The 25,998-nt window shown below is 62.6% G+C and carries 20 protein-coding genes; 13 read left to right on the forward strand and 7 right to left on the reverse strand.

Annotated elements, in window-relative coordinates; all coding sequences use genetic code 11:
- Positions 1 to 452: 452 nt before the first annotated feature.
- The 11 genes from murI (at position 453) to JWZ97_RS00195 (ending at position 14,064) form a co-directional block, all read left to right on the forward strand.
- On the forward strand, positions 453 to 1,280 hold the full coding sequence (gene murI, locus JWZ97_RS00145) for a glutamate racemase (RefSeq protein WP_205432436.1): 828 nt from the start codon (positions 453 to 455) through the stop codon (positions 1,278 to 1,280).
- Positions 1,281 to 1,570: 290 nt separating this feature from the next.
- Positions 1,571 to 2,164, forward strand: coding sequence for a helix-turn-helix domain-containing protein (locus JWZ97_RS00150; protein ID WP_205432438.1), 594 nt, complete (start codon positions 1,571 to 1,573; stop codon positions 2,162 to 2,164).
- A 43-nt stretch (positions 2,165 to 2,207) separates the two neighbouring features.
- Positions 2,208 to 2,594, forward strand: coding sequence for a DoxX family protein (locus JWZ97_RS00155; protein ID WP_205432439.1), 387 nt, complete (start codon positions 2,208 to 2,210; stop codon positions 2,592 to 2,594).
- 28 nt (positions 2,595 to 2,622) lie between these two features.
- Positions 2,623 to 3,042, forward strand: coding sequence for a MarR family winged helix-turn-helix transcriptional regulator (locus JWZ97_RS00160; RefSeq protein ID WP_205432441.1), 420 nt, complete (start codon positions 2,623 to 2,625; stop codon positions 3,040 to 3,042).
- A gap of 194 nt (positions 3,043 to 3,236) precedes the next feature.
- Complete coding sequence (locus tag JWZ97_RS00165) at positions 3,237 to 3,470, forward strand: DUF4287 domain-containing protein (RefSeq protein WP_205432443.1); 234 nt, start codon at positions 3,237 to 3,239, stop codon at positions 3,468 to 3,470.
- A 259-nt stretch (positions 3,471 to 3,729) separates the two neighbouring features.
- The gene (locus JWZ97_RS00170) at positions 3,730 to 4,293 is read left to right on the forward strand and encodes a GrpB family protein (protein ID WP_205432445.1); all 564 of its coding nucleotides are present in this window, start codon (positions 3,730 to 3,732) and stop codon (positions 4,291 to 4,293) included.
- A gap of 309 nt (positions 4,294 to 4,602) precedes the next feature.
- Positions 4,603 to 7,671 (forward strand): DUF3857 domain-containing protein, encoded by a 3,069-nt coding sequence (locus tag JWZ97_RS00175; protein ID WP_205432447.1) that lies wholly within the window; start codon positions 4,603 to 4,605, stop codon positions 7,669 to 7,671.
- Positions 7,672 to 7,991: 320 nt separating this feature from the next.
- Complete coding sequence (locus JWZ97_RS00180) at positions 7,992 to 9,152, forward strand: VPLPA-CTERM sorting domain-containing protein (RefSeq protein WP_205432449.1); 1,161 nt, start codon at positions 7,992 to 7,994, stop codon at positions 9,150 to 9,152.
- Between the two features lie 473 nt (positions 9,153 to 9,625).
- Entirely contained in the window at positions 9,626 to 11,002 is a 1,377-nt protein-coding gene (locus JWZ97_RS00185; RefSeq protein WP_205432451.1) for a phenylacetate--CoA ligase family protein, read from the forward strand.
- Positions 11,003 to 11,058: 56 nt separating this feature from the next.
- Positions 11,059 to 13,116 (forward strand): ferrous iron transporter B, encoded by a 2,058-nt coding sequence (locus tag JWZ97_RS00190; RefSeq protein WP_205432453.1) that lies wholly within the window; start codon positions 11,059 to 11,061, stop codon positions 13,114 to 13,116.
- A gap of 111 nt (positions 13,117 to 13,227) precedes the next feature.
- Entirely contained in the window at positions 13,228 to 14,064 is an 837-nt protein-coding gene (locus JWZ97_RS00195; protein ID WP_205432455.1) for an HNH endonuclease signature motif containing protein, read from the forward strand.
- A 339-nt stretch (positions 14,065 to 14,403) separates the two neighbouring features.
- On the opposite strand, the gene JWZ97_RS00200 is transcribed toward JWZ97_RS00195, so the two are convergent.
- Both JWZ97_RS00200 and JWZ97_RS00205 read right to left on the reverse strand, forming a co-directional pair.
- Positions 14,404 to 14,940: a DnaJ domain-containing protein gene (locus JWZ97_RS00200; protein WP_205432464.1), complete on the reverse strand. Its 537-nt coding sequence runs from the start codon at positions 14,938 to 14,940 to the stop codon at positions 14,404 to 14,406.
- A gap of 560 nt (positions 14,941 to 15,500) precedes the next feature.
- The gene (locus JWZ97_RS00205; protein ID WP_205432466.1) at positions 15,501 to 17,282 is read right to left on the reverse strand and encodes a bifunctional UDP-sugar hydrolase/5'-nucleotidase; all 1,782 of its coding nucleotides are present in this window, start codon (positions 17,280 to 17,282) and stop codon (positions 15,501 to 15,503) included.
- Positions 17,283 to 17,592: 310 nt separating this feature from the next.
- Here JWZ97_RS00205 and JWZ97_RS00210 point away from each other — a divergent pair, with 310 nt between their 5' ends.
- Entirely contained in the window at positions 17,593 to 19,170 is a 1,578-nt protein-coding gene (locus tag JWZ97_RS00210; protein ID WP_205432467.1) for an alkaline phosphatase, read from the forward strand.
- 114 nt (positions 19,171 to 19,284) lie between these two features.
- On the forward strand, positions 19,285 to 20,532 hold the full coding sequence (locus JWZ97_RS00215) for a glycerophosphodiester phosphodiesterase (RefSeq protein ID WP_205432468.1): 1,248 nt from the start codon (positions 19,285 to 19,287) through the stop codon (positions 20,530 to 20,532).
- Between the two features lie 132 nt (positions 20,533 to 20,664).
- Here JWZ97_RS00215 and JWZ97_RS00220 read toward each other — a convergent pair whose 3' ends face one another.
- The 5 genes from JWZ97_RS00220 to JWZ97_RS00240 form a co-directional block, all read right to left on the reverse strand.
- Positions 20,665 to 21,141 (reverse strand): hypothetical protein, encoded by a 477-nt coding sequence (locus JWZ97_RS00220; protein WP_205432469.1) that lies wholly within the window; start codon positions 21,139 to 21,141, stop codon positions 20,665 to 20,667.
- Between the two features lie 297 nt (positions 21,142 to 21,438).
- A complete protein-coding gene (gene parE / locus JWZ97_RS00225; RefSeq protein ID WP_205432470.1) occupies positions 21,439 to 23,328 on the reverse strand; it encodes a DNA topoisomerase IV subunit B in 1,890 nt (629 codons plus the stop codon).
- Positions 23,329 to 23,545: 217 nt separating this feature from the next.
- A complete protein-coding gene (gene hypE, locus JWZ97_RS00230) occupies positions 23,546 to 24,601 on the reverse strand; it encodes a hydrogenase expression/formation protein HypE (protein WP_205432471.1) in 1,056 nt (351 codons plus the stop codon).
- Positions 24,601 to 25,713: a hydrogenase formation protein HypD gene (gene hypD / locus JWZ97_RS00235; protein ID WP_205432472.1), complete on the reverse strand. Its 1,113-nt coding sequence runs from the start codon at positions 25,711 to 25,713 to the stop codon at positions 24,601 to 24,603. Before hypD ends, hypE begins: the two co-directional genes overlap by 1 nt.
- Positions 25,710 to 25,958: a HypC/HybG/HupF family hydrogenase formation chaperone gene (locus JWZ97_RS00240; RefSeq protein ID WP_205432473.1), complete on the reverse strand. Its 249-nt coding sequence runs from the start codon at positions 25,956 to 25,958 to the stop codon at positions 25,710 to 25,712. Before JWZ97_RS00240 ends, hypD begins: the two co-directional genes overlap by 4 nt.
- Positions 25,959 to 25,998 lie beyond the last annotated feature (40 nt).

The following is a 25,998-nucleotide window of genomic DNA, read 5'->3' on the forward strand; positions in this document are numbered from 1 at the left end:
CCCAAGAAAAACATTCTCCCCGTTTCTCAAATCTGTGTCGGCAGAGCCATAGGATGCGCTGAGCTCGCGAAGCGCATCACTCGCGTACAAGACAGGTAAAATGACCGACTGTCGCCGGTTCTATATACCCGGTGTAGCATGGTTTTTACGGTTAATCTTGTCGACGACTATAGGGTGTTCCTATGGAGGAGACACATTAAAAATCGACTACCGCGAATGATGCGCTTCGTGGCCTCAGCGCATCCTATGATCCTGGCCCTATTCAAGCTTATATTGCTATGTAAAGGTCGGGCTATTATCCGATCAATAGGGGTTATTAAGGAGGTTTTTTCATCGAGGCCGGTAATTGACGTAAGCCTACGCGAGCGATGCGCTTCGCGAGCTCAGCACATCCTATGTACCCTTACGTTTATACCATATTAAAACCAGTTATTTCAGCAGGAAAATGTTTAATGAATAACCCGCTCGTCCGTACCCGAACAATCGGCGTCTTCGATTCCGGAGTGGGTGGATTATCGGTGCTCAAGGCAATTCGACTGGGACACCCGACGGTCAATTTCATTTATATCGCCGATTCGGGAAACGCCCCGTACGGAGGCCGGCCGGCGGAATTCATAGAACGCAGGGCATCGCAAATAGCGGACGCCTTGGTCGAAGGAGGAGCGGAGATCATAGTCGTCGCTTGTAATACGGCGACCGCTGTCGCGGTAGAGAAGCTTCGCTCGCAGTTATCGATCCCCGTCGTAGCCATGGAGCCGGCGATAAAACCTGCGGTTGGATATACGCGAACCGGGGTTATCGGGGTGCTCGCAACGGAAAGGACGCTGGAGAGCATGGCTGTGAAAAGGCTATGTCGGGAATACGGCCAGGGGGTGAACGTGCTTTTGCAACCCTGTCCCGGCTTGGTCGAAATGGTCGAGCGTGGAGAACTGTCGACCGAGCCCACTCGCGCCTACCTTCGAAATCTGATCAACCCGTTGATAGCCCAAGGAGCCGACACGCTCGTGCTCGGATGCACGCATTACGTATTTCTGGAGCCCGAGATCCGAAAAATTGCAGGGCCTGGAGTCGAAATCGTTGAATCGTCCGAGGCCGTCGCCCGACAGGTTATCCGCCATCTCGGCAGTGAGAGAGCGCCGGCGTTAGCAAAACACACGAGCCAAGAATCGTTCCTTACCACGGGCTTACCGGACCATGCTGAGAAAATATTCTCACAGCTGTGGGGCGCGCCGGTTGAAGTACGCGCACTTGAAACGGGAAATATCCGCGCGCATGCCTAAGCAGCCCATGGAGTGGACTCCTCCGCGCTTCGTGTCGCCCGCCGCTCATCGGCGCGTTAGGGCTGTAGGAAAAGCCTTTTTCGTAAATTTTGACCCGAACAAATCAATCGCTTGGTTCGCGAAAATCACCCAGAACAGGTTTTTTCGATGTCCTCATTAGGCGGCAGGAGGCGACTTTGTTCATACAATTTGAAGATCGGCCGTCAGACTCGGCCGTGGTCGAAAGGATTTTTCAGTGTCACAGCGGGCGGGCCGGTACTTTTCACTCAATGGCCATGTGCAACTGGTCCATGGTCGTCACTCGCCACCAGGGCAGGACGTTCCTGACCGTCCGCGGTCCGGAAACCCGGGCCAGCATGGCGGACTGCCCGGCGGACGGAGAGTGGATCGGCATCCATTTCAAGCTCGGTACTTTCATGCCGCTGATGCCGACCGGCATGCTGCGTGACCGGAACGACGTGATTCTGGCCGACGCATCGGCCAGATCGTTTTGGCTGTATGGTTCCGCCTGGGAATATCCGTCCTTCGAGAATGCCGATACGTTCGTCGATAGGCTGGTGAAATGGGGGCTGGTCGTGACGGACCCCCGTATCGAAACCGCCTTGCGCGGCAGGCCGGAGGGGCTTTCCCAGCGTAGCGGGCAGCGACATTTTCTGCGGGCGACCGGCATGACCCAAGCGACGATACGCCAGATCGAACGCGCCCGTCACGCCACCAGCCTGCTGCAAAGCGGAACTGCCATCCTTCAGGCGGTGCATGAGGCAGGCTATTACGACCAGGCGCATATGACGCGCTCGTTGAGGCATTTCATCGGGCAGACGCCGTTGCAGATCGCCCGCGGGCAGGAGCAGTTGTCGCTTTTGTACAAGACCGGCGATAGCTGACCCGGTAGGGTGGCGACATCGTAACCATCACCGGAGACATGATATGGAAGCCATAACACCCACGCGGCGCTGGAGCGGAAGAATCCTGAGCGGGATCGTTGTTCTTTTCCTGTTCGCAGACGCTGCCGGAAAACTTCTGCAAGTTGGCCCGGTCATGGAGGGGACCGTCATACTCGGCTATCCCGACAGCGTGGTCTTCCCTATCGGGGTATTGCTGATGCTGGGCGTCATCCTCTATGCCATCCCCAGGACATCGCTGCTCGGCGCGATCTATCTCACCGGCTTTCTCGGTGGAGCATGCGCAACACATATTCGTATCGGCAGCCCGCTGTTCACGCATGTGCTGTTCAGTGCCTATGTGGCGCTATTCATGTGGGGTGGCCTCGCGCTACGGAATCCACCGCTCACCTTGTTGTTGATCGGCCGTTGACGCGCCATCCGGCAGGCGAAGGCAGACCATGCAGGCATTACCACTCACCCATGCCATCGGCCTGGCGGAGCGTTCCATGCGCGCACTGCTTGAGCGGGAACTTGATGAAGCCGGCCTCTCATTTCCTGATTGGATCGTGCTGGTGTTCACCAGCGCAGCGCCGCTGGATATTGAACAAGTGATTCAACGGCAACTCGACAACCATATCGTCCCGGATCCGACGGATGTTCAACGGGCGATCGACAGGCTAGTGGAAGCGGGCTTGATCGTCTGCAAGGAGAACGTGCTGGTTCATACCGGGAGAGACCGCTCGGCCCCATGGCCCACGGATTGTAGCCTTGGAACCGAGCGTTCACGGGAGCGACTGCCATACAAGGCAGTCGACCCCAGCTCACCTTCCCTCATCCGGCCCTTCGGGCCACCTTCTCCCAAAGAGAGAAGGGGATAAGGAGCGACCTGCGGTAGCCGGTTCCGGTAGGATCTGCAGTGTTCAGCGAATACAGCGGCAAGGCCGAGGGAGTAGCGCAGGCTTTATACGGTAACTTGCCCCGATCGGATCTGGAGGCTACGCATCGAACGCTTATGGAAATCGCCACCCGTGCAAAGAAGCTGCTAAGTCGATAAGACAATAGGGGACAGGTCATGACGTTTCAGGCATATCTCGACAACATCAAGGCAAAAACCGGAAAGACGCCCGACGATTTCAGGCAACTGGCCTCAGAGGCGGGGATATTGAATTCCGGTATGAAAGCTGGCGAACTGGTCGCCTGGCTGAAGCAGGAGTTCGACCTGGGTCACGGCCATTCGATGGCGATCTGGGCCGTGTTCAAGGACCAGGGCTGGGTCGATTCTCCGAAAGGCAAGAAGCCGGGCTGAGTCTTTCAGACGCGGTCCAGCGAGGCATAGCGCGCAGTCAAGAGTTAGCGCCAGGATGATGGCGACGCGCTGTTGCCCAACCCATCTATCCACCGTACCCACGAGAAAAGCCGAGCAGGTCCGGTGATTTTGGAGGTTGAGGCTGTAGAAATCCCTTTTTCGTAAATTTTGCGCCAAACAAACCAACTCGTTGGGCTCGTGAAAATCACCCAAAACAGGGGTTTTCCACGCCCTCGTTAGGCTCTGTAGGAATTGTCGGATGATCACCCAGGATGAAAACGGAAGATGGAGTAACCACGCGGAAGACATCATCGACATCGTGCCGTACGACCGGCGTTGGGTTGAGCAATTCGCCGACGAGCGCCGGGCTATTCGGGACTGTGTAGACGCCGCCATTCCGCTGGTCATCGAGCATTTTGGGAGCACGGCGATCCCCGGCGCAGCCGCGAAACCGATCATCGATATCATGATAGGGGCAGACCGTCGGCATTGGCCCGCGACCATCCAGGCGCTGAAGCGCATGGCGTATGTCCATTGGGAAGATAATCCCGACGCCGATCGGGAGTTCCTGGTCAAAGGGATGCCGCCGTTCGGCACGCGCCGCACGCACCACGTCCACATCAACGAGGTTAGCGGCCCTCTCTGGGAGCGCCTGCTCTTCCGCGATTACCTGCAAAGCCACGCGGAAGACCGCAGCGCCTACACCGACCTGAAGGTTAGTTTGGCCGTCGAGTATCCCGAGGATAGGGAAGCGTATACGCGGGGCAAAGATGCCCTCGTGGCAGAGATCATGGCCCGCGCACGAAGCTGGCGGTGCGCCTGACGTCACGCAACACGAAACACCGATCCGCGTGGGTCCTATGGGCCCAACTACCTTCGGCATTTTCAAAAATCGAGGGTGAGTGGCGCGCCGTACCACCTCAGGGGAGGCTGCGCATGTAGTGCCGGGCTCGGGTTGACACGGCCACCGGGCCTGGGCACCCTCTGTCAGCCGTGGGCCGGGTGCCCACGCGTTTCCATACTGAGGTCCGCCGGGACGCGGGGCGATTAGCCGCACTGCGGTGTCCGGCGGTTTTGCAACATGGGAAGTGGCCGGACAGGCGCTTCCGGCAGCGTCGTTTGCAAGGAATTCATGTCCATACGCCGCATAGTCTCCATCGAGCAGACCGAATGGTCGCTCGCCCCGCCGCGCGCCTGGGTCCGGCCGCGCGATATCGACTGGTCGTGGCGTCCGCCGGAATTGGGCGCCGTGGCCTGCCTGCTGCTCGACGAGCAGCATCACGTCGCCACGCAGTCCGTCTATCAGCGCTCGGTGCGCATGCTGCTTAATCTGTCCGCCGTGCAGGCCTTGAGCCAGGTGGAGATCGAGTTCGACCCCGCCGCGCAGAGGTTGCGGGTGCACGACGTGGCGGTGTGGCGGATGGAAAGCGACGGCGCGTGGCGGCGCCGGGAGCCCGTGCAACGCGAGGCCTTCCTGCTGCGCCAGCGCGAGCAGCAATTCGAGCAGCAAATGCTGAACGGTCGCGTCTCGCTGGTGGCCTTGCTGGAAGACGTCCGCGTCGGCGATGCGATCGATCTCGCCTGGACCCTGGAGCCCCGCGAGCCGTTGCCGGGGTTGCTGTTCACCGCCTTCCACACTTTCGCCTGGACGGTGCCGGTGGGCTCGGCCAGCGTAGCACTGCATCTCGACCGTGAACATCCCGTGCAATGGCGACTGACGACGCCGGAGGGGCAGCCTGCGCCGACGGAGGATGTGCAGGCCGACTGCGCAAGCTGGTGTTTCGAGCGGCCACCGGTGTTCCAGCCGGAGTCGAACGTGCCCGGCTCGCATTGGGCATGGCCGGTGCTCGAGGTCACCGCCTGGCAGAGCTGGGCCGAGGTGGCGCGCTTTATCTGCGCGCTGTGGGCCGAGGCGTTGAGCGACGACTTGCCGGCCATCGCCGCGGAAGCGGCGCGGCTGGAGGAAGGCCGCAGCACGGAGGAGGCGATCCGCGCCGCCGTGCGCTTCGTGCAGGAAGATGTCCGCTACCTGGCGATCGATTTCGGCCACGGCGCTGGCATGCTGCCGAGCGGCGCGGGGACGGTGCTGCGACGGCGCTTCGGCGATTGCAAGGACAAGTCCGTGCTGCTATCGGCGCTACTGTGTGCGCTGGGCGTCGAAGCCAGGCCGGTGCTGGTCGGGACCGGCTGGCGGGAAGCGGTCGCGCGCTTGTTGCCGTCCACCGCTTGTTTCAATCATGCGATCGTGGCCTTCGGGTTCGAAGGCCAGCGTTATTTCGTCGATCCGACCGTCGTGGGGCAGGGCGGCGATCTGGCCCATCTCGTCGCACCCCCCTACGGCGTCGCCCTGGAAATCGACGCGGCGACGGAGGCGCTCACCGAGCTGCCGGCGTTGGCACCCGCGGAGATTTCCCTGACCGAGACGTTCACGCTGGACCGGCGCGGCAAGGAGGGCGCGGTCGAGCAGGAGTTGCGGGCGACCGCCTGGTTTGCGGACGACATCCGCGCGTTGCTGCTGCGCCAGGGGCTCCCCGCGTTCGCCAAGGCGCGCGCCGAGGTGCTGCAACAGCATTTCCCCGCGCTCGCACCCGATGCGGAAAGCACCGCACTGGAAGACGACGCCGACGACAATGCCATCTGCCTGAGCACGCGCCATGGCTTGCCGACTTGGGGCAGGGTGGATCGCAAGCCGCCCGATTTCTTCGTTTACGGCGCCCATGGGCTTTTTCTCGGCGTGGAAGCGGTGGACGAGCGCGAGCAGCGTCGCCTGCCCTGGGCCTTGCGCCACCCGATGACGGTGCATCATCGCGTGGTGGTGCGCGGCAAGCCGGTGCGCAAGTCTAAGCCGGAATACTTCGAGGTCGAGGGGCCGGGATTCCTCTACAGCTGCCAAGTGCGCTCCCGCCGCCGGGAGGTGAGTTTCGATTACCGCTGGGAGACCACCGCCCGCGAGATTCCGGCTGACCGGTGGGGCGAGTATTGCCAGTCGCGGAGCCGGGCGCTCGAGCGGGCGGGCGCCACCGTAGCGACGATCGCACCGACGATGGCTGCATTGTTTCGCCGCTACGCGGTCGCCATCGGCATCGTCGCGGGATTGGCGGTGGCCGGCTACCGCAACGGCGAGCGCAATCGCGTGATCGCCGAGGCCGGCGGCGTCGAGCGCGCCGCCGGCAAGGTCTGGGATTATGTGAAGCACGGCGATTTCTCGCAGGCCTACGAACTGGGCCGTGAGATCCGCCCGCACTACGGCAACAACTTCGACATCCAGGCGATATTCGCCGAAGCCGCGATCCGGACCGGCCATTTGGGCGAAGCGGAAGACGCCCTGGCCCAGGCGCGGCGCCTGAAGCCGGACGACCCCCTGCCGAAAGTGCTCGGCGCCTTGATGCTCTCGGTGCGCGGCGACCTCGTCCAGGCCCGTTCGCGCCTGGCGCAAATCGCCGCCGAACCCGGCGCGACGGACCCGGTTTTCCTCGAACTCGCGCGCGTGACGGAACGGATCGGCGACCGGGTGGCCGCGCGAGCGGCCTGGGAGACGGTGCTGGCGCGCCAGCCGGCCCAGCCCGAGGCCTTGTTTAGCCTCGCCTACCTGATGTGGCAGGGAGGCGAGCGGACGCAGGCGGACACCCTGATCAACGGGGCCATCACCGCCCAGCCGGCACGGAGCCCGGTGCTGGAAGGGGCGCTGGCGCGCTATTACCTGGCAACCGCCCGTCCGCGAGTAGGCTTGGCGCCGGCCAAGCGCGCGACGGAACTCGCTCCGACCGATCCTTTGCTTGCCCGGCAATACGCGATGACCTTGCTTAACGCCGGCGAACGGTCGGCGGCGGTCGGTGCCGCCCAGAGCATGACCGAACGCTTCCCGCGCAATCCGCTCGCGATCAGCGCGCTCGCGATCACGGCCGCCACGGCCGGCGAGGATGCCCGCGCCGAGGCCGCGTTCCGGTCATGGCTGGATCTCGCCGGAGACGATCCGGACGCCCATTCGGGCTACGGTTATTTTCTCCATCGCATCGGCCGCGAAACCGAAGCCCGCAAGGTGTTGGAAGAAGCGACGCGGCGCTTCCCGGGCAGTGGCAACCTGTGGCTGAACTATGCCGTGGTGCTCGAAGCCCTGGGCGAAAGCGGCACCGCGGCCAATGCGCGCAGCCAGGCGGCTCGCCTGATGACCGCCGAGCAGAAGGCGACGCTGGTGCGCTGAGACGGGACTGCGGCCCCGTGCGTTGATGCCCGGATAGGCGAACGCGCCTTGAACCCAAGCTCGGTTCCGATCAGGGCGGCGCGAACTTTCGGCGGCCATGAATACTATCGGCTTGGCGTCCAGCGCGGCGTTCGCGATTGTCGGGGCCATTTCCTGTATCCCATTCAGTTCAACCGAGTCGGCCGTCACTCTGTTTTTTTAAGCTTGGATTTAACTTCCTGTGGTACTAATTATTTTCCTTAAAAGGTCTTTCGGTCACGCCTATACCGCGTGTCATCGCAAGGAAGGTAATGAACCGTTTACGTCTTGGAGGCCACCCTATGAGCAATAAAATGTACTGCTTGGCCCCGGTCTTGGCTGGTGTATGCGCCGTGTTCGCTGCACCTATCGCGCAGGCCTCATCGTCCTACGGCACGCTGTCGAATTTCGACGTTTACAACGATTCGACCAGCACGTCGTATCACGGCTTTGAAATAGAATTCGAGCACTTCTCGCCCAGCCAGTTCTACAGCTACGGCGGCGTGCCCTACACCTTCAACAACCTCCATTTCGGCGCCGGCAAGGTGAGCAGCGACGGCGTCAATACGATCGTACGCTACTTCAAGGGCACTCCCGGCGACGTCTCCACGCAATGGTCGGTACAACCCTGGAACGGCGTGATATTCGCGACCGGCGGCCATGCCTGCGTGTCTATCTCCGGATGCGAACATTTCGGTACGGTACTCACGGCCGCCCCCTCCGCTACACACTATTACTGGCTCGACGCCAACGGCAACCGCGACACGGCGAATCCGGTCAACCTGCTTGCGCCCATCGTAACCATTGCGCCTCCCCCTCCACCCGCTCCGGCCCAGCCGCCCCAACCGGCGGTCGTCCAGGCCGTGGTTGCCGCGCCGCCGCCTCCGCCGGCCGCACCCGTCCAATATGAGTTCGGCGACGCGGTTTGGGTGAAAGTATTCAAGACGGAAGTGAACCACGAGAACAAGTCCAGGCTGGAAGATCTCATGGCGGACAAGCCGGAGAAGATCGCCGATGCGGGCGACGGAGTGCCGGAAGTGGAATGGAAGCTGATCCAACACTATAACGACATCAACGGTGACCACGATGCTGCCAAGGCCGCCAAGGGCGTGGCCGACAGCGGGGAGCAAGAGGTTGGCGCAGGTAACGAGCAGGTGCTGAGGACTTATCAGTTTTTCAAGTTCACCGGCAAGTACAACGATGAGGACGGTTCGCATGAAGCCTGGTGTTCGGATATCGGCACGTGCGAAGACGACGTGGCGTCCGGCAATGCAGATGCCGCCAGGAATATTGAGTTGTACGTCGGAAAGATGATAGGGCAGCAGATGGTGGCCGCAGACCTGAATCTGGGTGCAAATGCCGTGGTGCCGGTGCCTCCGGCGGTCTGGCTGTTCGGCTCCGCCCTTGTGGGTTTGGGCGTGGTCGGCAAACGCCGCCCGGCCGCAACGACCGAGAGTTCCTAAGCGCTTTCTTCAAGGCCCGAGGCGTTGGTCACGCGCTTCGGGCTCTATCGCTCTTTCCCTTTTCCGGCAGCCGGGTTGGCAGGAGCTCCCAGATGTCGTCGCAACTCATTTAAGCCCATAAGCTTGAATGGGTCGTCCCCGGCTCATACCGATAGGAAGTCCAGTCCGGGGGCGTTGCTCATATAACCAGATGCCCTTGTTTGTCTGCGACGGTGACGGTGGCCTGGGTGTCGGCATTGAACTGGACGAAGTCGGCTTCGATGCCTTGCTGAAGATGACAAAGAGGCCGGGTCGACCTTGATGAAGCGGATACCGAACATGGACGTGCTCCTTTTAGACACGCCTTAAAATCCGGCGGACAGGGTTTTTCAAATAAGGTGGGGTTTGTGAGCCGATTTCGGTGAGCGGTCAAATGCTATAGTTCGGTCCGCCGTTTTCGACCGTCCGCTGCCCTTAAACACAGGAATTTGCCCATGCATCCGGCCCTCGTCCGCCACGCCTTGTTTCCCCTGCATGAATGGGCGATGAAACGCCCGACTTTGAGTTATCTGGCGGAAATCGAAAAGGCGCAGTGGCTGAGCCGCGAGGAACTGGAGGCCTTGCAGGCACGCAAGCTCAAGGATTTGCTGGCGACGGCGCAGGCGCACAGCCCCTGGCACGCCGAACGCATTCAGGCGGCGGGGTTGGAGCCGAGCTCTGGTGGGCCCTTGACCCTGGCCGATTTGCCCAAGCTGCCGACCATGACCCGCGCCGATGCCAGCGCCAACCGCGATCGCCTGGTGTGGAAGGAAGCGCCGGGCGGGGTGTTTCCCTACACCACCGGCGGGTCGAGCGGCCAGCCTTTGATCTTTTATTTCGGCCGCAAGCGCCAGGCCGCCGACGCCGCCTGCCGTTTCCGCGCACGCCGCTGGTGGGGGCAGGATGTCGGCGAGCGCGAGGTCTTCCTGTGGGGCGCACCGGTCGAACTGAACAAGACCGACCGCATCAAGACCCTGCGCGACCGGCTGTTCAACCAGTTGCTGCTCAACGCCTTCGAGATGAAGCCGGAGCGCATGGACGACTATCTCGTGGCCATCGAGCGTTTCAACCCGCGTTGCATCTACGGCTATGCCAGCAGCCTGGCCCTGCTGGCGGCGCACGCCAAGAGCCGGGGAAACAGCCTGAAACTGCCGGATTTGCGCGTCGTTGGAGCGACCGGCGAGCCGCTTTATCCCGAGCAACGGGCCATCATCCAGGAAGTTTTCGGCGCGCCGGCGGCCAACGAATACGGCTGCCGCGACGGCGGACTGGTGGCGCTGGAATCGCCCGATGGCCAGATGCTGGTGAACAGCGAATCCATCATCCTGGAAGTGCTGGACGCGCAGGGCAGGGCGGTCGCGCCCGGCGAGATGGGCGAGGCGGTGCTCACCCATTTGTGCTCCGAGGCCCAACCCTTCATCCGCTACCGCACCGGCGACATGGTGCGGCAGTCCGACGCGCATTGCCGGGCCGGCCGCGGCCTGCACGTGATCGCCGAAGTGGTCGGCCGGCGCACCGATTTCGTCGTCAAGCCGGACGGCACCATCATGCACGCCCTTGCGGTCATCTACGTACTGCGGGCGGTCAAGGGCGTGGGCGAGTTCAAAATCATCCAGCATGCGACCGACCGGCTGGAGGTCCAGATCGTCCCCGACGCTTACTGGCAGGACTGCGCCAAAGATCTCATCACCGAACAGCTTCGCGCGCGTATGGGCGCATCGGTCGCGGTCGATATCGAATTGAAGCAAAGCATCCCGCCCGAGGCTTCCGGCAAGCATCGCTATGTGGTGAGCCATGTTTCTTTGCCGGACAATTTGCTAGTTGCGGAGTAGAATGCGAATCTATCGCAATTACGCGACATATCTGTCGCTCTGCTCCGACTCCAACGATGGCCATCCAAGAAACGATCATTCCCTTACGTACCCCGCTGTTTCGCGGCGAAAAGCGCTTGCGCATCGCCCTGGTGGGTTTGCCCAACAGCGGCAAGAGCACCTTGTTCCGCGCGGTGTCCAGCACCTCCGTGCAGACCGGCGAACTGGCGGGCACGCACAGAGCCTATAGCGAGTGCGCCGTGCAGATCGGCCTGGACGAAGCCCGCCTGGTCCTGCTGCCGGGAGTGGGCATGCTCAGCCATGCCTCCTATGACGATCGCATCACCCTGCAATATTTGCTGTGGGGGGACGAGCGTCCGCCGGTATCCGTGCATGAGCCGGGCGGCCCTCCGGCGCCTTTCGCGCCGCCGGACGTCATCATCCAGGTGGTCGACAGCACGGCTCTGGAACGTCACCTGGAGCTGACCCTGCAACTGACGCAATTGGGCCGGCCGCTGGTGATTGCGCTCAACATGGCCGACCAGGCCTGGGAAAAGGGCTTGCACATCCATGCCGAACGCCTGGGGCAGCGGCTAGGGGTGCGGGTGGTCTCGACCTCCGCGCTGAAGGGGCATGGTCTGTCCGAACTGTTCAGCACGGCGGTGGAGGCGGTGCGGGATAAGCAGGTGCCGCTGCCGCAGTTGCCGAGCGGCCATATCGGCAGGGTCTTGGAACCGCTGAAACAGGTCTTGAGCAAGCCGGAATTGCAGGCCGCTTTCCGCGTGCCGGAGCCGTTTTTGCTTTCGCAGATCGCCGCCAACGACGGCTATTTCATGAGCGAGGTGGGGCAGCATTTTCCCGCGCTGCTGCCGGAGCTGATCGCGCTGCGCAAGTCCGCGGAAGCCGAGCTGCCCCGGCCTCTGGACGAGGAGTTGCACGCGGACCGCCACCATCAGGCCGCGACGCTGTTCGAGGCGGTCAGCCGCATCGGCGCGCCGCACGAAGGCCGAAGCTGGCGCGACTGGCTGGACGCCCTGTTTCTGAATCCGTACTGGGGCCTGCTCGGCAGCCTGGCGGTGTTTGCCGTGATCCTGTTCGTGGTGTTCCAGGTGAGCGCCTGGCTGGACTCGCTCACGGCGGCGAAACTGATCGCAGCGGTCGCCGACTGGCACCCGGAAACGACGCAGGATGTGGTGCTGCGCGCCGTGGTGGATGGCTTGATCGGCCTGGTGGGTATCGTGGTGCCCTACATGATCCCGCTGGTCCTGCTGCTGGTGGCGCTGGAAGAATCCGGCCTGATGCAGCGCATCGCCTTCGTGATCGACCGCGGTTTTCACCACGTCGGCCTGCACGGCGCGGTCGCGGTGTCTTTTCTACTCGGGCTGGGCTGCAATGTGCCGGCGATTTCGGCCGCGGCCAGGGCCGCCACCGGCCGCGAGCGGGTCATTGCCTCGCTGCTCATCACCTTCGTGCCGTGTTCGGCGCGTTCGGCCATCATCCTGGCCTTGGCCGGCAAGTATCTGGGCGGCCTGGGGGTACTGGGGATATTCGCGCTCACGCTGATCATCATCGCCTTGCTGGGGCGCGTCCTGGCCAACCGCTTTCCCGAGAGCGGTCCGGGCCAGGTGCAGGAGATTCCGCCCTACCGGCTGCCGCGCCTGCGCTCCCTCCTGCTCACCACCTGGTCGCGCACCAGCGACGTGCTGACCATCGTCACGCCCCTGCTGGTCGGCGGCAGCATCGTGCTCGCCTTGCTCGATCATTACCAGGCCAGCGCACTCATCAACACCGCGCTGCTGCCCATCACCGACTGGTGGCTGGGTCTGCCTGTCCTGCTGGGCGTGCCCATCCTGTTCGGCATCTTGCGCAAGGAACTGTCCCTGCTGATGGTCTACCAGGCCCTGGGCGGTTTCGAGATCGACAGCCAGTTGAACGCCGGACAGATCGTCACCTTTCTGGTCTTCCTCACCTTCTATTTTCCCTGCGTGTCGACCTTCGCCATCATGCTGAAGACCATAGGCCGCAAGCAGGCCTTATTCTCGGTAGCTCTGTCGGTAGGCGTGGCCTTGCTGGTGAGCGGCGCGGTGCGCTGGGCCATCGCGGCCTGGGAGCAGGTTTCGCCCTTGCTGGCCTAGGATATGGCTGATATGTGCGTATATGTTCCATGGCTGTCAGCCTATCACCCCAGATTGGCATGATGAACGGAAACCGCTCAATCAATTGGTAGGCAAAGCAACGCTCAATCCATGAACGGCTTTAATTGGAAAATCGATTTGCGGCGATGGTTAAACGCAAGTCGTGATATTTCGCCACAATTGGCGGATAAAATTATCGTTTTCTTCGAAACCGCATTTGAGCATACGCGCTGTCCGCAACGGGCATGGTTTGGCATTCATCCATCAAGAGCAAGTCTTGTTGTTGGCGGCATTTACCTTGCTGCAATCCAACGTTCAGGAGAAGATCAGGGATTTTGGCTGTTAGTCGATCAACAACACCCGCCAATAGAGAATATTGAATATCGACCAGTAAAGTCTACGCAGAAATCAAGATATCCGCTTATATGGGCACATTCTATATCGCTGGCAAATCTTCCCAACTTAATCGCCAATGCGGTTTTATGGGGCTCGTTTTCGGCAGCCACCGAGAAAGTCCTTGTATCACCGATTGCAAGCGACCGGGATTCCATCCAAAAGCGGCGAAAGAAAAAGCGGCTGAGTGAGTTCTGGGTAGGTAAAATAGCCCAGGCGGCCAATGAGCAATTCCAAAATGCAGTCCTCTCTGCATTACGCGACAAACCTGAAATGCGGCGCAAGCGACTAGAAACTGCTCAGGTCATTCCGAACAAAATTGGAATTGTGTCCGTTTCCTTTGCGCGTAATCCTGATGTCGTAGCCGAGGTTCTGTTTCGTGCAAATGGATACTGTGAATTCTGCAAGAATCCGGCACCCTTTACTCGCCGTGCAGATAACTCGCCATATCTTGAGGTCCATCACATAAAAATGCTTGCAGAAGGTGGCGAAGATACGGTTGCCAATGCAGTAGCTCTTTGTCCAAACTGTCATAGGCAGGCTCATTATGCCTAACAATTCATTCCAGCCGACCTGAGCGGGCCGGGGTTTGTAACCCCGGCCCGAACGTTACGTACCGGTGAACAGTCTTGCTCGCACAAAACGTTACGTCCGGGGTAACATACGCCAGCCGGCTTAGGGGGTAATATCGAGTCCGTGGGTTTTTCTGCGGGCGAGTAAGTTCTTGATGGCAAGTTCGTTTGCATTTGAGGTACTGCAAGCCCCTGTTTTTCATAACAGGGTGCGCCAAAAAACTTCATGCGAAGAACTTAACGCGAGTGATGCGGTTCGCAGGCTCACCGCATCCTACGGCACGGTGTTAGGCGGCTCGCATCCAGCGCATGGAGCCATCGATTACGAAAAGCGCTCTAGCAACGCGTTGCGTGCGTCCGTAATACGGAGAAACTGTTCGTGGCTGCCGCCGACATCGGGATGCGCTTTCTGGGCGAGCCGCCGATAAGCCTTTTTGATCTGGGATGGTTCAAGCTTTCCGTCGATCGGCAGGTTCAACGTCTCCCGGTATTGCCGCTCGTCGAGTTGATGGCGGTGGGTTCGGCGCCTCCTCCGGCCTCCGTTGAATCGCGCATATTTTTCGTTCAATCGCTCCTGCGCGGCACGGCGGGTTTCGTAGGACTCCCGCCGCAACTCCGCTTGATCGTCTTGCCATCTCTGGCGCGACATGACGACACAAGCCGCGAAGGCAATCCGACCGCGTGTCTCGAGCTCGTCGAGGCTGAACGGCCCCAACATCTCGAAGGGCGGATCCATCCAGGCACTTCTGCCGTCCGCGCCGACCTCGACCCGGCCTATCGTCGCCGTCATGAGGAGTCCGGAAGAGCCGTTCCAGATGACCCATTCCTCTTTGTACGCAGGCCGCGGGCGGTCATGCATGAGCTGCCTCCGGGCACTTCGCGGTCACGGGGCCGCGCGTTGACGCTGGGGCTTCAACGGTCAATGTCGACCTGGAGCTCACAGCACTCGTGAGGGGGATAGAAGTGAACAGCACTGAGATAGCCCATCTGTAGGGGTTTTGAAAAGACATCCCAATCGGCAGGCAAATTGCGCACCAACGATATGGCTACAGCGAGATCGGGCGCCATCCGCCGTCTAACCCGGCGCTGAACCGCACACACCACGGCAAGCCGGCTAGCTCTACGCCAGGCGTCCGTATCGGCCATGTCGAATGACCTCAATGGCTAGCCTGCACACGGGCGGTGCTTTGCGCTTTCATTTGGTGCGGTTGAGGCAGTTGTCACGGGCGGACGATACAAGAAGTCCGATTACTTATTAAGGTGGCCCGATATATCCCTGGTCTTTATTTGTGGGAGCGGGCTTTAGCCCGCGAAGATCGCGGCCTGGGGGCAGGTTTCGCTAGGGTAGAGCCGGGGGAAGAGGCTAGTCGGTGGGAGCGTCGTCCAACCCGGCAAGCCCGGGTTGGACGAAAGTCTGACTCAGGGGGCCAGGCCGATGCGGTCCCGTGCGCCCGGTGCCACCGGCGAGTGGGCCGTGAGGTAGGCTTCCAGCGCGTCGATGTCCTGTGCGCCGCCCAGCCGGTCGCTGCCCTGGGTAAGGACGTAGAGTTGGTCGCCGCCGTCGGCCATGAAGTTGTTGACCGTCACGCGGTAGCTGGCGGCCGGGTCTACCGTCACCCCGTTGATCTTGATGCTGGCGGGATCGACGTTGTCGCAGGCCGTGCCCTTTTCTTTCCATTCGTAGCTGAATCCCGCGGAAACCTGCAGGATGCGGTTGAACGGCTGACCCGTGGCCGGAGCGCCCGCCGGATAGCCCTCGGTGCAGCCGGTGAACTGCTGTTCCAGCAGCGTGTGGATCTGCGCGCCCGTCAGGGTGAGCGTCACCAGGCTGTTGCCGAAGGGCTGCACGGTGAAGGCCTCGCCGTAGGTGACCTTGCCGTCGCCTTCGCCGGCGGGGCTGGACGCATAACTCAGGTTGGCGCGTATGCCGCCCGGGTTCATAAAGGCCGCGGCGGCGTCTCCGAAGCCCGGATTCCGGGTCGCTTCCAGTTGCGCGTCGGCGATCACGTCGCCCAGGGTCGATTCGCCCGCGCCCGTGCTGTCGCGAGTGAGGCTGGCGGAGATCGAGCCGATGACGCGGTTGGCGATGGGGGTGGCCAACGCCCTGTAGCCGTCCACGACCGACTTGATGGCCGCATCCGGCGTGACGGTGGCATCGGCACGGTCGACCAGCACGTTTTGCGCGCTCACGGCCAGGACATGGCCGGTCTTGTTGTCGACGCTCAGATCGATGTCGGTGAGGATGCGGCCTATGGAATTGGCGCTCGTCACCGGTATCAGCCGGCCGGCCTGGTTGGCGATGAGGCAGTTATAAGCCTGGTGGGTATGGCCGGAAATGACCAGATCCACCGCGTCGTCCAGCGCATGGACGATGGGCTTGAGCGGCGTGCCTTCCAGGTCGCCGGAGCAGGAATTCATGGTCGAGGCGTTCTGTGCCGTCGGCACCGTGCCGCCCTGGTGGACCAGCACCACGATGGCCTCGACGCCGCGCGCCTTGAGCTTGGGTATCAGCGCGTTGACGGTGGCCGCCTCGTCCTTGAACTGCAGGCCGGCCACGCCCGTCGGCGTGACGATGGTGGGGGTTTCCTTCAGCGTCATGCCGATGAATCCGACCCGCACCTTGCCGTAATGCTTGATGGCGTAGGGCGGGAAGATCGTCTTGCCGGTGGCGGTTTCTTCCACGTTGGCGGCGAGGAACTTGAAATCCGCGCCGGCGAATTCGCCTTCGTCGTTGACCGGCGCGCCGGCTTCGGCGCCCTTGCAGGAGTTCGGGTCGGTGGGATGGCAGCCGCCTTTCTGCATGCGCTCGAGTTCTTCCTTGCCTTCGTCGAACTCGTGATTGCCGACGGCGTTGAATTCCAGGCCCGTCATGTTCATGGTTTCGATGGTCGGCTCGTCGTGGAACAAGGCGGAAATCAAAGGCGTCGCACCGATCAAATCGCCCGCGGATACCACCGTCGTGGTTGGATTCTCGGCCCTGTATTTGGCGATGTAGCCGGCCAGCCAGTCCACGCCGCCCACCGGCGTGGCGGGCGAACTCGCACCGGTCAGCCGGAAAGTGCCCGGCGATTCGATCTGGCCGTGAAAGTCGTTGAAGGCCACGATCTTGACGGTGGTGGTGCCGGTGGGGATCACGGCGTGGGCGCAGCCGTTGGCCGCCATCCCTAGGGCGATGCCCAGGGCGATTCTTGTGAGTTTCATGATGTCTTTTCTCCGAATAATCAGGTGTTACGGCGGCCTAAGCGTGCGACCAGGCGCGTACCGCCGACCGCAAACAGTCTAATCGCCGGGGGAACCGGCACGGCCGCGTGGCCGTTCGCATCGGGTGCGTCGACGCCCATGGCCCGGCGGGATTAAACGCAAGCTCCGTGACAGGGGCATGACGAAATCGAGACGTGATGCAATCGATCCGGTTTTGCCACGGACCGGTCATCGATTCGTCATCAGGCCGTCGCATACCGCTCCCTAGAATCTGCCGCTCCTAACCAATCCCGTTGAGCGGAGGAGTTCCATGCAGACGAAAATTTCCGGCACGATCAAGAAAACCGCTTGGCCGGTCTTATTCCTGGCCTTGAGCGGTGCGGCGTATGCGGACGGCGACGCGCCCAGGGTGGAGCAGGGCATACAGTTCGGCGACGTGAGCGAAGGGCGCGCCGTCGTGTGGAGCCGCAGCGACCGCCCCGCTCGCTTGTGGGTGGAATACGCGTTCAATCCCGAATTCACCGATGCCAAGGTCGTCCGCGGTCCGCATGCGCTGGAGCTTACCGACTACACCGCGCGTCAGGACCTGGTGGGCCTCCCCTCGGGCAAGGACGTTTACGTCAAGGTCTGGTTCGAGGACCTGACCAATGCCCGCAACAAGAGCGAGCCGGTGCTTGGCCGTTTCCACACCATCGGCAAACGGGAGGACATCCGTTTCGTCTGGGGCGGTGATACGGCGGGGCAGGGCTGGGGCATCAATACCGCCTTCGGTGGCATGAAGATTTACGAAGCCATGCGCCTGGCGCAGCCGCAGTTCTTCATCCAGAGCGGCGACAGCGTTTATTCGGACAGTCCGATCACGGCGACCAAGCCGGCCGAAAATGGCCAGATTTGGACCAATCTCGTCGAATACGGCGTCGACAAGGTCGCCGAAACGCTGGACGAATTTCGCGGCCGCTACAAATACAACCTGCTGGACGAAAACTATCGCCGTTTCAACGCCGAGGTGCCGCAGATTTGGCAGTGGGACGACCACGAAGTGGTCAACAACTGGTCGGACGCCAAGGATCTGAGCAACGACCCGCGCTACACGGTCAAGGACGTGCCGCTGCTGGTCGCCCGCGCGAGTGAGGCTTTCCGCGAATACGCGCCGCTGCGCCCGCACACGGCCGACGAGCCGGACCGCATCTACCGCAAGATCGCCTACGGCCCGCTGCTGGACGTATTCGTGATCGACATGCGCAACTACCGCGGCCCGAACACGGCCAATCTGCAGGCCCAGGAAGGTCCCGAGACGGCCTTCCTGGGCGAGGCACAACTGCGTTGGCTGGAAAAAGGGCTGAAGGAGTCGCGCGCCACCTGGAAGGTGGTTTCCGCTGACATGCCCATCGGCCTCAACATCGGCGACGGCGTCGATGCGGCGGGTAATGCGCGCTGGGAAGCCGTCGCCAACGGCAACGACGGCCCGGCCGCAGGCCGCGAATTGGAAATCGCCCGCTTGTTGAGCTTCATCAAGCGCGAGCACGTGGACAACGTCGTGTGGCTCACCGCCGACGTGCACTACGCGGCCGCCCACTACTACGACCCGGCCAAGGCCGGTACGCGAGAGTTCAAGCCTTTTTGGGAGTTCGTCGCCGGCCCGCTCAACGCCGGCTCCTTCGGGCCCAATACCACGGACGGCACTTTCGGACCGCAGGTCGTGTTTTCCAAGGCCCCGCCCGCCGGTCAGGTCAACCTCTCGCCCTACGCCGGCCTGCAATTCTTCGGCGAGGTCGACATCGACCACAAAACCCGCGATCTCACCGTGGACCTGAAAGATTTGTACGGCGCCTCGGTGTTCCGCAAGACGCTGAAGGCCGAAGGCGGCGAACGTCACGAGCACGATTGAGACCGTGGATGCCCCATAGGGGATCCGCCGAGAGCGTGATTCCATCCGGCGGAACCGGGCGTGGCCCGTTCCGCCCTACACCCATACCCCTGTTTTTCTAGGAGCACATTCGTTATGTTGCAGCATGTACGCAAGCAATCCATTCTGGCCCTGGCGACCATGGTGGCCCTAAACGCCGGCTGCGCCGAGGCATCCGATCTGCCCACCTTGACCGGCGCGGCGCCCATCGTCATCGGCCACCGCGGCGCGTCCGGCTATCGGCCGGAACACACCCTCGCGAGTTACGCCCTGGCCATCGAGTTGGGGGCCGACTACATCGAGCCCGACCTCGTTCTGACCCAGGACGGCCACTTGATCGCCCGTCACGAGCCGGCGATAGGCGGTACCACGGACGTGGCCGACCATCCCGAATTCGCCGACCGCAAGACCACCAAGGTGCTCGACGGCGTGCCGGTCACCGACTGGTTCGCCAGCGATTTCACCCTGGCCGAGATCAAGACGCTGAAGGCCAAGGAGCGCCTGCCCGCGCTGCGCCCCGGCAACACCGCCTACGACGGTTTGTACGAGATTCCGACCCTGGACGAGGTCATCGAACTGGCCAAGCGCAAGGGCGAGGAAACCGGTCGTACCATAGGCATTTATCCCGAAATCAAGCATTCCACCTTCCATGCCGGCCTGTTCGGCGAGCACGTATTCGAGGACAAGCTGCTGAAAAAGCTGCATAAGGAATACGGCAACAGCGAATGCGCGCCGGTGTTCATCCAGTCCTTCGAAGTGGGCAACCTGCGCTATCTGGCCAGAAAGACCCACATCAAACGGGTGCAGTTGGTCGACGCCAACGGCGTGAATGCCGACGGCTCGATCTCGCTGGTGCCGCCCTCCAGGCAGCCCTATGACTTCGTCGTGTCGGGCGATGCGCGCACTTTCGGCGACCTGCTCACCGACGAGGGGCTGGATTTCGTGAAGAGCTACGCCGACGCCATCGGACCCTGGAAGCCCTATCTGGTCAAGACGGTGGATGACGGCGTGGACCGCAACGGCGACGGCCGGCTCACCATCAACGACCGGTTGGTGGTCGGCAGCACCGGGGTGATCGAGCAGGCGCACGAGAAAGGCTTGCTGGTGCACACCTGGACCTTCCGCAACGATTCCAGCGGTTACGGTTTCAGCGATCCGCAGGCGGAAATCAGATACTACTTCGAACTGGGCGTCGACGGCCTGTTCACCGATTTTGCCGACACCGGCGTGGCCGCGCGCGCCGAACTAGTGGAGGCGGATGATCGTGCCCGGTTATCGGGCCAGTGCGCGTATCGCCACGAACACGGTCGACACGAACGGCAAGGCGAGCGCCACCGCGACTAAGCCAGGTGGCCCGAAGTCCCTGGTTTATGGGTGGGAGCGGGCTTTAGCCTGCGAAGATCGAGGCCTGAAGTCCTCGATCTTCGCATGTCCACCGATAAATCACCGGGGATATCCAGGGCACCGTGACGATATTTAGATTCGTCCGAATTCTCCCTCGTCCGGCAGTATGATGATGTGGGTTTGCGCCTTGACGCGAACGGCCTCGCCGCGTTGGTCGAACCCGAACAGAAAGGTTTCCACCTCGACGAAATCGTCGACGCCGGGTGTCAGTTTGTGCGTGATTTCCGCGGCGATTTCATCGGCCACTCGTTGCGCCGCCGCTTCGCGGGTATGAAATACGTCCGAGATTTCCCAATCGGCGCCATTCTTGGCCGCGGCGTGTATCACGTCCGTCTCGGGAACGATGTAGCCTTCGCCGAAATCGGTGATGAGCCCGCAGGATTTGAACGCCTCCGCCACTTCCCACACCGTCCTCCCGGCCCGCAACAGCTCAGGTATGGCGACATAGGGATCGCGACGGAAGCGCTTGTCGATGCGCTTGAGTTCGGGCGTATCCCAAAGCTGGTCAAAGTATTCTTCGTCATCGATGCTGATGGCCTGGCTGCTCATGGATACCACTCCGGTTGCTGCTGCGGGGCACGGAAACCGGGCGTGTCCGGCCCGGCTATAAGCGCTGCCTTCCGCTGCGCTCATAGCAGTCGCTCCGCCCCGTTTGCCGTAGCGCCCTCGATGGATTGCCCGGCCTCATCATAACGCCGTTTGCAGCCCGCAGGCTGGGATGGCAACGGGAATCCCAGCGCGGAGCCTGTTGCCGGGTCGTTGCCGCTTATTCCGGCCTACCTCCTCCAGCTCTTTCTCCAGTTGCAGGATGCGGTGAGGCACCAACCGCAGCCATCGTGGTTTCGTCTACAAGACCTCCGCCAGATTGCCCTTTTCTTCCAGCCACACTTTTCTATCCGAGGCGCGCTTCTTGGCCAGCAGCATGTCGAGTTGCTGGTCGGTGGCGGCCTGGTCGTCCAGGGTGAGCTGTACCAGGCGGCGGGTGTCGGGGTTCATGGTGGTTTCGCGAAGTTGGGATGGATTCATTTCGCCCAGGCCCTTGAAGCGCTGCACGTTGACCTTGCCCTTGATCTTCTCGGCCTCGATGCGGTCCAGCACACCTTTCTTCTCCGCTTCGTCCAGCGCGTAGTAAACCTGCTTGCCGACGTCGATGCGGTAGAGCGGCGGCATGGCGACGAAGACGTGGCCGGCTTCGACCAGGGGGCGGAAATGGCGCACGAACAGGGCGCACAGCAGGGTGGCGATGTGATTGCCGTCGGAATCGGCATCGGCCAGGATGCAGACCTTGCCGTAGCGCAACTGGCTCACGTCGGTGGAGCCGGGATCCACGCCCAAGGCCAGGGCGATGTCGTGCACTTCCTGCGAGGCCAGCACGCCGTCCGATTCCACTTCCCAGGTGTTCAGGATCTTGCCTCTCAACGGCATGATGGCCTGGAATTCACGCTCGCGCGCCTGCTTGGCCGAACCGCCGGCGGAATCGCCTTCCACCAGGAACAGCTCGGTGAGATTGGTGTCCTGCGAGCTGCAATCGGCCAGCTTGCCGGGCAGGGCCGGACCCGAGGTGACTTTCTTGCGTACCACCTGCCGGCTGGCGCGCAAGCGCTTCTGGGCGCTTTCGATGATGAGCGCGGCGATGCCTTCGCCCGCCGCCGGATGCTGGTTGAGCCAGAGGCTGAAGGCGTCCTTGGCCACGCCGGAGACGAAGGCCACGCATTCGCGTGAACTCAGGCGTTCCTTGGTCTGGCCGGAGAACTGCGGCTCCTGCATCTTCACTGACAGCACGTACTGGCAGCGTTCCCAGACGTCTTCCGGAGCGATCTTGATGCCACGCGGCAAGAGATTGCGGAAATCGCAGAATTCGCGCATCGCTTCGGTGAGTCCGGCGCGCAGGCCGTTGACGTGGGTGCCGCCCTGCGGTGTGGGCACCAGGTTGACATAGCTCTCGGCCACCGCTTCGCGCACCTCGTTGGCCCAGACCACGGCCCAGTCGGCCGCCTCGCCGCTGGCTTCCATGTTGCCGACGAAAGGTTGCTCGGGCAGGCATTCCACGTCGCCGATCTGGTCCAGCAGATATTGCGGCAGGCCGTTCTCGTAATGCCAGACTTCCTGTTCGCCGCTGGCTTCGTCCAGCAGGGCGATGCGCAGGCCGGGACAGAGCACGGCCTTGGCGCGCAGCAAATGCTTGAGGCGGGGAACCGCGATGCGCGGCGTATCGAAATAGCGCGCCTCGGGCCAGAACCGCACCGTGGTGCCGGTCTCGCGCGCCTTGCAGGTACCGGTCTCCGCCAGTTCCGAAGTTTTCTCGCCCTGGGCGAAGCTCATCGCGTAAGTCTTGCCGCCGCGGCGGATTTCCACCTCCAGCCGGGCCGATAGGGCATTCACCACCGACACGCCCACGCCGTGCAAGCCGCCGGAATAGCGGTAGTTCTTGTGCGAGAACTTGCCGCCGGCATGCAGCTTGGTCAGGATCACCTCCACGCCGGACACGCCTTCCTCGGGGTGAATGTCCACCGGCATGCCGCGGCCGTCGTCGCGCACGTCCACCCCGCCGTCGGCCAGCAGTTTGACCTCGATGTTGCGGGCGAAACCGGCCAGGGCTTCGTCCACGCCGTTGTCGATGACTTCCTGGGCCAGATGGTTGGGGCGGGAGGTGTCGGTGTACATGCCCGGCCGCTTGCGCACGGGATCGAGGCCGCTCAGCACTTCGATGGCGGAGGCGTCGTAGCTATTGCTCATTTCGTAGGGGTTCGAGAATTCTGTGGGTGAAGCGGAAGGGCGGGTCGCCCGCCCTAAACTGGCCGGCTAGCCTAGAGGCTCGGCCCTTGCAAATCAAGTGGATATCGCATTATCCGGTTCCCGGCGCAGGGTGGGTTAGACGCGCAACACACTGAAGTTGACGTCCAGGCGGCCTTACCGCGCGTCGTAACCCACCATTAACCCCGGTAAAGCAGGGTCAGCATATCCTCGGCAACTGCTCCCCGCTCAGCAGGTCCAGCGGGCGGTTTATGCCGAACGCCGTTTGCAGGTTCACCGCGCCGGATGAAGACCCCGGCACCTGCCCGATGATGGCCGCATCCGCGCCGAGGGGATGCTGGCGCAGGGCGGCCAGTGCCCGCTCGGCCTGATCGGCGGGGACGAAGGCGGCGAGGCGGCCTTCGTTGGCCACGTAGAGCGGATCGAAGCCGAGGATCTCGCAGGCGCCCTGCACGTCTTCGCGCACCGGAATGTCGGCCTCGCGGACTTCGATGTTCACGCCCGCGGCCTGGGCGATCTCGATCAGCGCACTGGCCAGCCCGCCGCGGGTGAGGTCGCGCAGGCAGTGGATTTCGATGCCGGCTTCCAGCAGCGCGCCCACCAGGCCTGACAGGTCGGCGCAGTCGCTCTCTATGGTGGTCTCGAAGGCCAGCCCCTCGCGCTGCGCCATGATGGCGATGCCATGCCGGCCGATGTCGCCGTTGATCAGAACCGCATCGCCCGGCCGGACCGAGGCCGGGGCTATCGTGCCGCCGTGTTCGATCAGGCCTATGCCGGCGGTGTTGATGTAGAGGCCGTCGCCCTTGCCGCGGTCGACCACCTTGGTGTCGCCGGTGACGATCAGGGCGCCCGCGGCCCGCGCCGTTTCCGCCATCGAGTTCAATATCCGCTGCAAATCGGCCAGCGGCAGGCCTTCCTCGATGATCAGGCCGGCGCTGAGAAACAGCGGTTTCGCTCCGGCCATCGCCAGGTCGTTGAGGGTGCCGCAGACCGCCAGTTTGCCGATGTCGCCGCCGGGGAAGAACATGGGCTTGACCACATAGGAGTCGGTGGTGAAGGCATAGCGTTGTCCGCCCTGCTCGAACACCGCGCTGTCGTGGCGCGCGGCCAGATAGGGATTGGCGAAGGCCGGCTGGACCAGCTTGTCCAGCAGCTGCTGCATCAGCCGGCCGCCGCCGCCGTGGGCCATGACCACGTGTTCGTAGATGCCGATGGGCGTTGGGCAGGCGAGCTGGAAGTCGGGGTTTTCGTTCATCAGGCGGTTTCGGCGGGAGTAGCGGTGGCCGTATGGCGATAGCGGTAATAGGCCGCGCAGGCGCCTTCCGAGGACACCATGGTGGCCCCCAGCGGATGTTCGGGCGTGCAGCGGCTGCCGAATGCCGGACAGCGGTCGGGCTTGAGGGCGCCTTGCAGCACCAGCCCGCTTAGACATTCGGCCGGTTCCGGTGTGGACAGGGCGTGCAGCTCGAAGCGGCTTTCCGCGTCCAGGCTGGCATAGTCTGCGCTCAAGCCCAGGCCGCTTTGCGCGATGCTGCCCAGTCCGCGCCATTGCCGGTCGACCACGCAGAACACTTGGCGCATCAGCGCTTGCGCGGGAACGTTGCCGTCGTGGGTCACGGCGCGCGCGTATTCGTTGCTCACCTCGTGGCGGCCTTGTTCCAGTTGCACGAGGCAATCGTGGATGCCGGCGAGGATGTCCAGCGGTTCGAAGCCGGTGACCACGATGGGCACTCGATAGCGCTCGGCGATGGGCTCGTATTCCGCATAGCCCATGACCGCGCAGACATGGCCGGCGGCCAGGAAGCCCTGCACGCGGTTGTTGGGTGAGGAAAGGATGGCTTCCATGGCCGGCGGCACGCGCACGTGGCAGACCAGCAGCGAGAAATTGGCGATGGCATCTCGTTGGGCCTGGAAGGCCGCCATAGCCGTGCCGGGCGCGGTGGTTTCGAAGCCGACCGAGAAAAAAACCACTTGCCTGTCCGGGTGCGCGCGGGCGATCTTGAGTGCGTCCAGCGGCGAGTATACCGCCCGCACGTCGCCGCCCGCGGCCTTCACCGACAGCAGGTCGCGGCCCGAGCCCGGCACCCGGAGCATGTCGCCGAAGGTGCACAGGATCGCGCCCGGCGTTTCGGCGATGGCGATGGCCTTGTCGATGTATTCCAAAGGCGTCACGCAGACCGGGCAGCCGGGCCCGTGGATCAGTTCGACGCTTTCCGGCAGCAGCCGATCTATGCCGTATTTCATGATGGAATGGGTCTGGCCGCCGCAGACTTCCATCAGCGTCCAGGGCCTCGTGACCGTGGCGGCGATGGCATCCGCCAATCTACGGGCGGCGGCCGGGTCGCGGAATTCGCTGAGGTATTTCATGGCGCAGCGGCTTCGTCGGCTTCCATGGCCTCCAAGGCTTTGAATTCCGCCAGCGCGGCCTGGGCCTCTTCTTCGTCCAATTGGGAGATGGCGAATCCGGCATGGACGATGACGTAATCGCCCACCTGGGCTTCCGGGGTGAAGGCCAGGCTGACTTCCTTGACCACGCCGCCGAAGCTGACGCGGCCCATGCCGTCGCCGGCTTCGGAAAGGCTGATGATTTGACCGGGTATGGCTAGGCACATGGGATAGTCTCGCTTTTAGGTCGCTGCTTGGGCATCACGG

It is taken from the genome of Methylococcus sp. EFPC2 (assembly GCF_016925495.1).
Taxonomy (GTDB): Bacteria; Pseudomonadota; Gammaproteobacteria; order Methylococcales; family Methylococcaceae; genus EFPC2.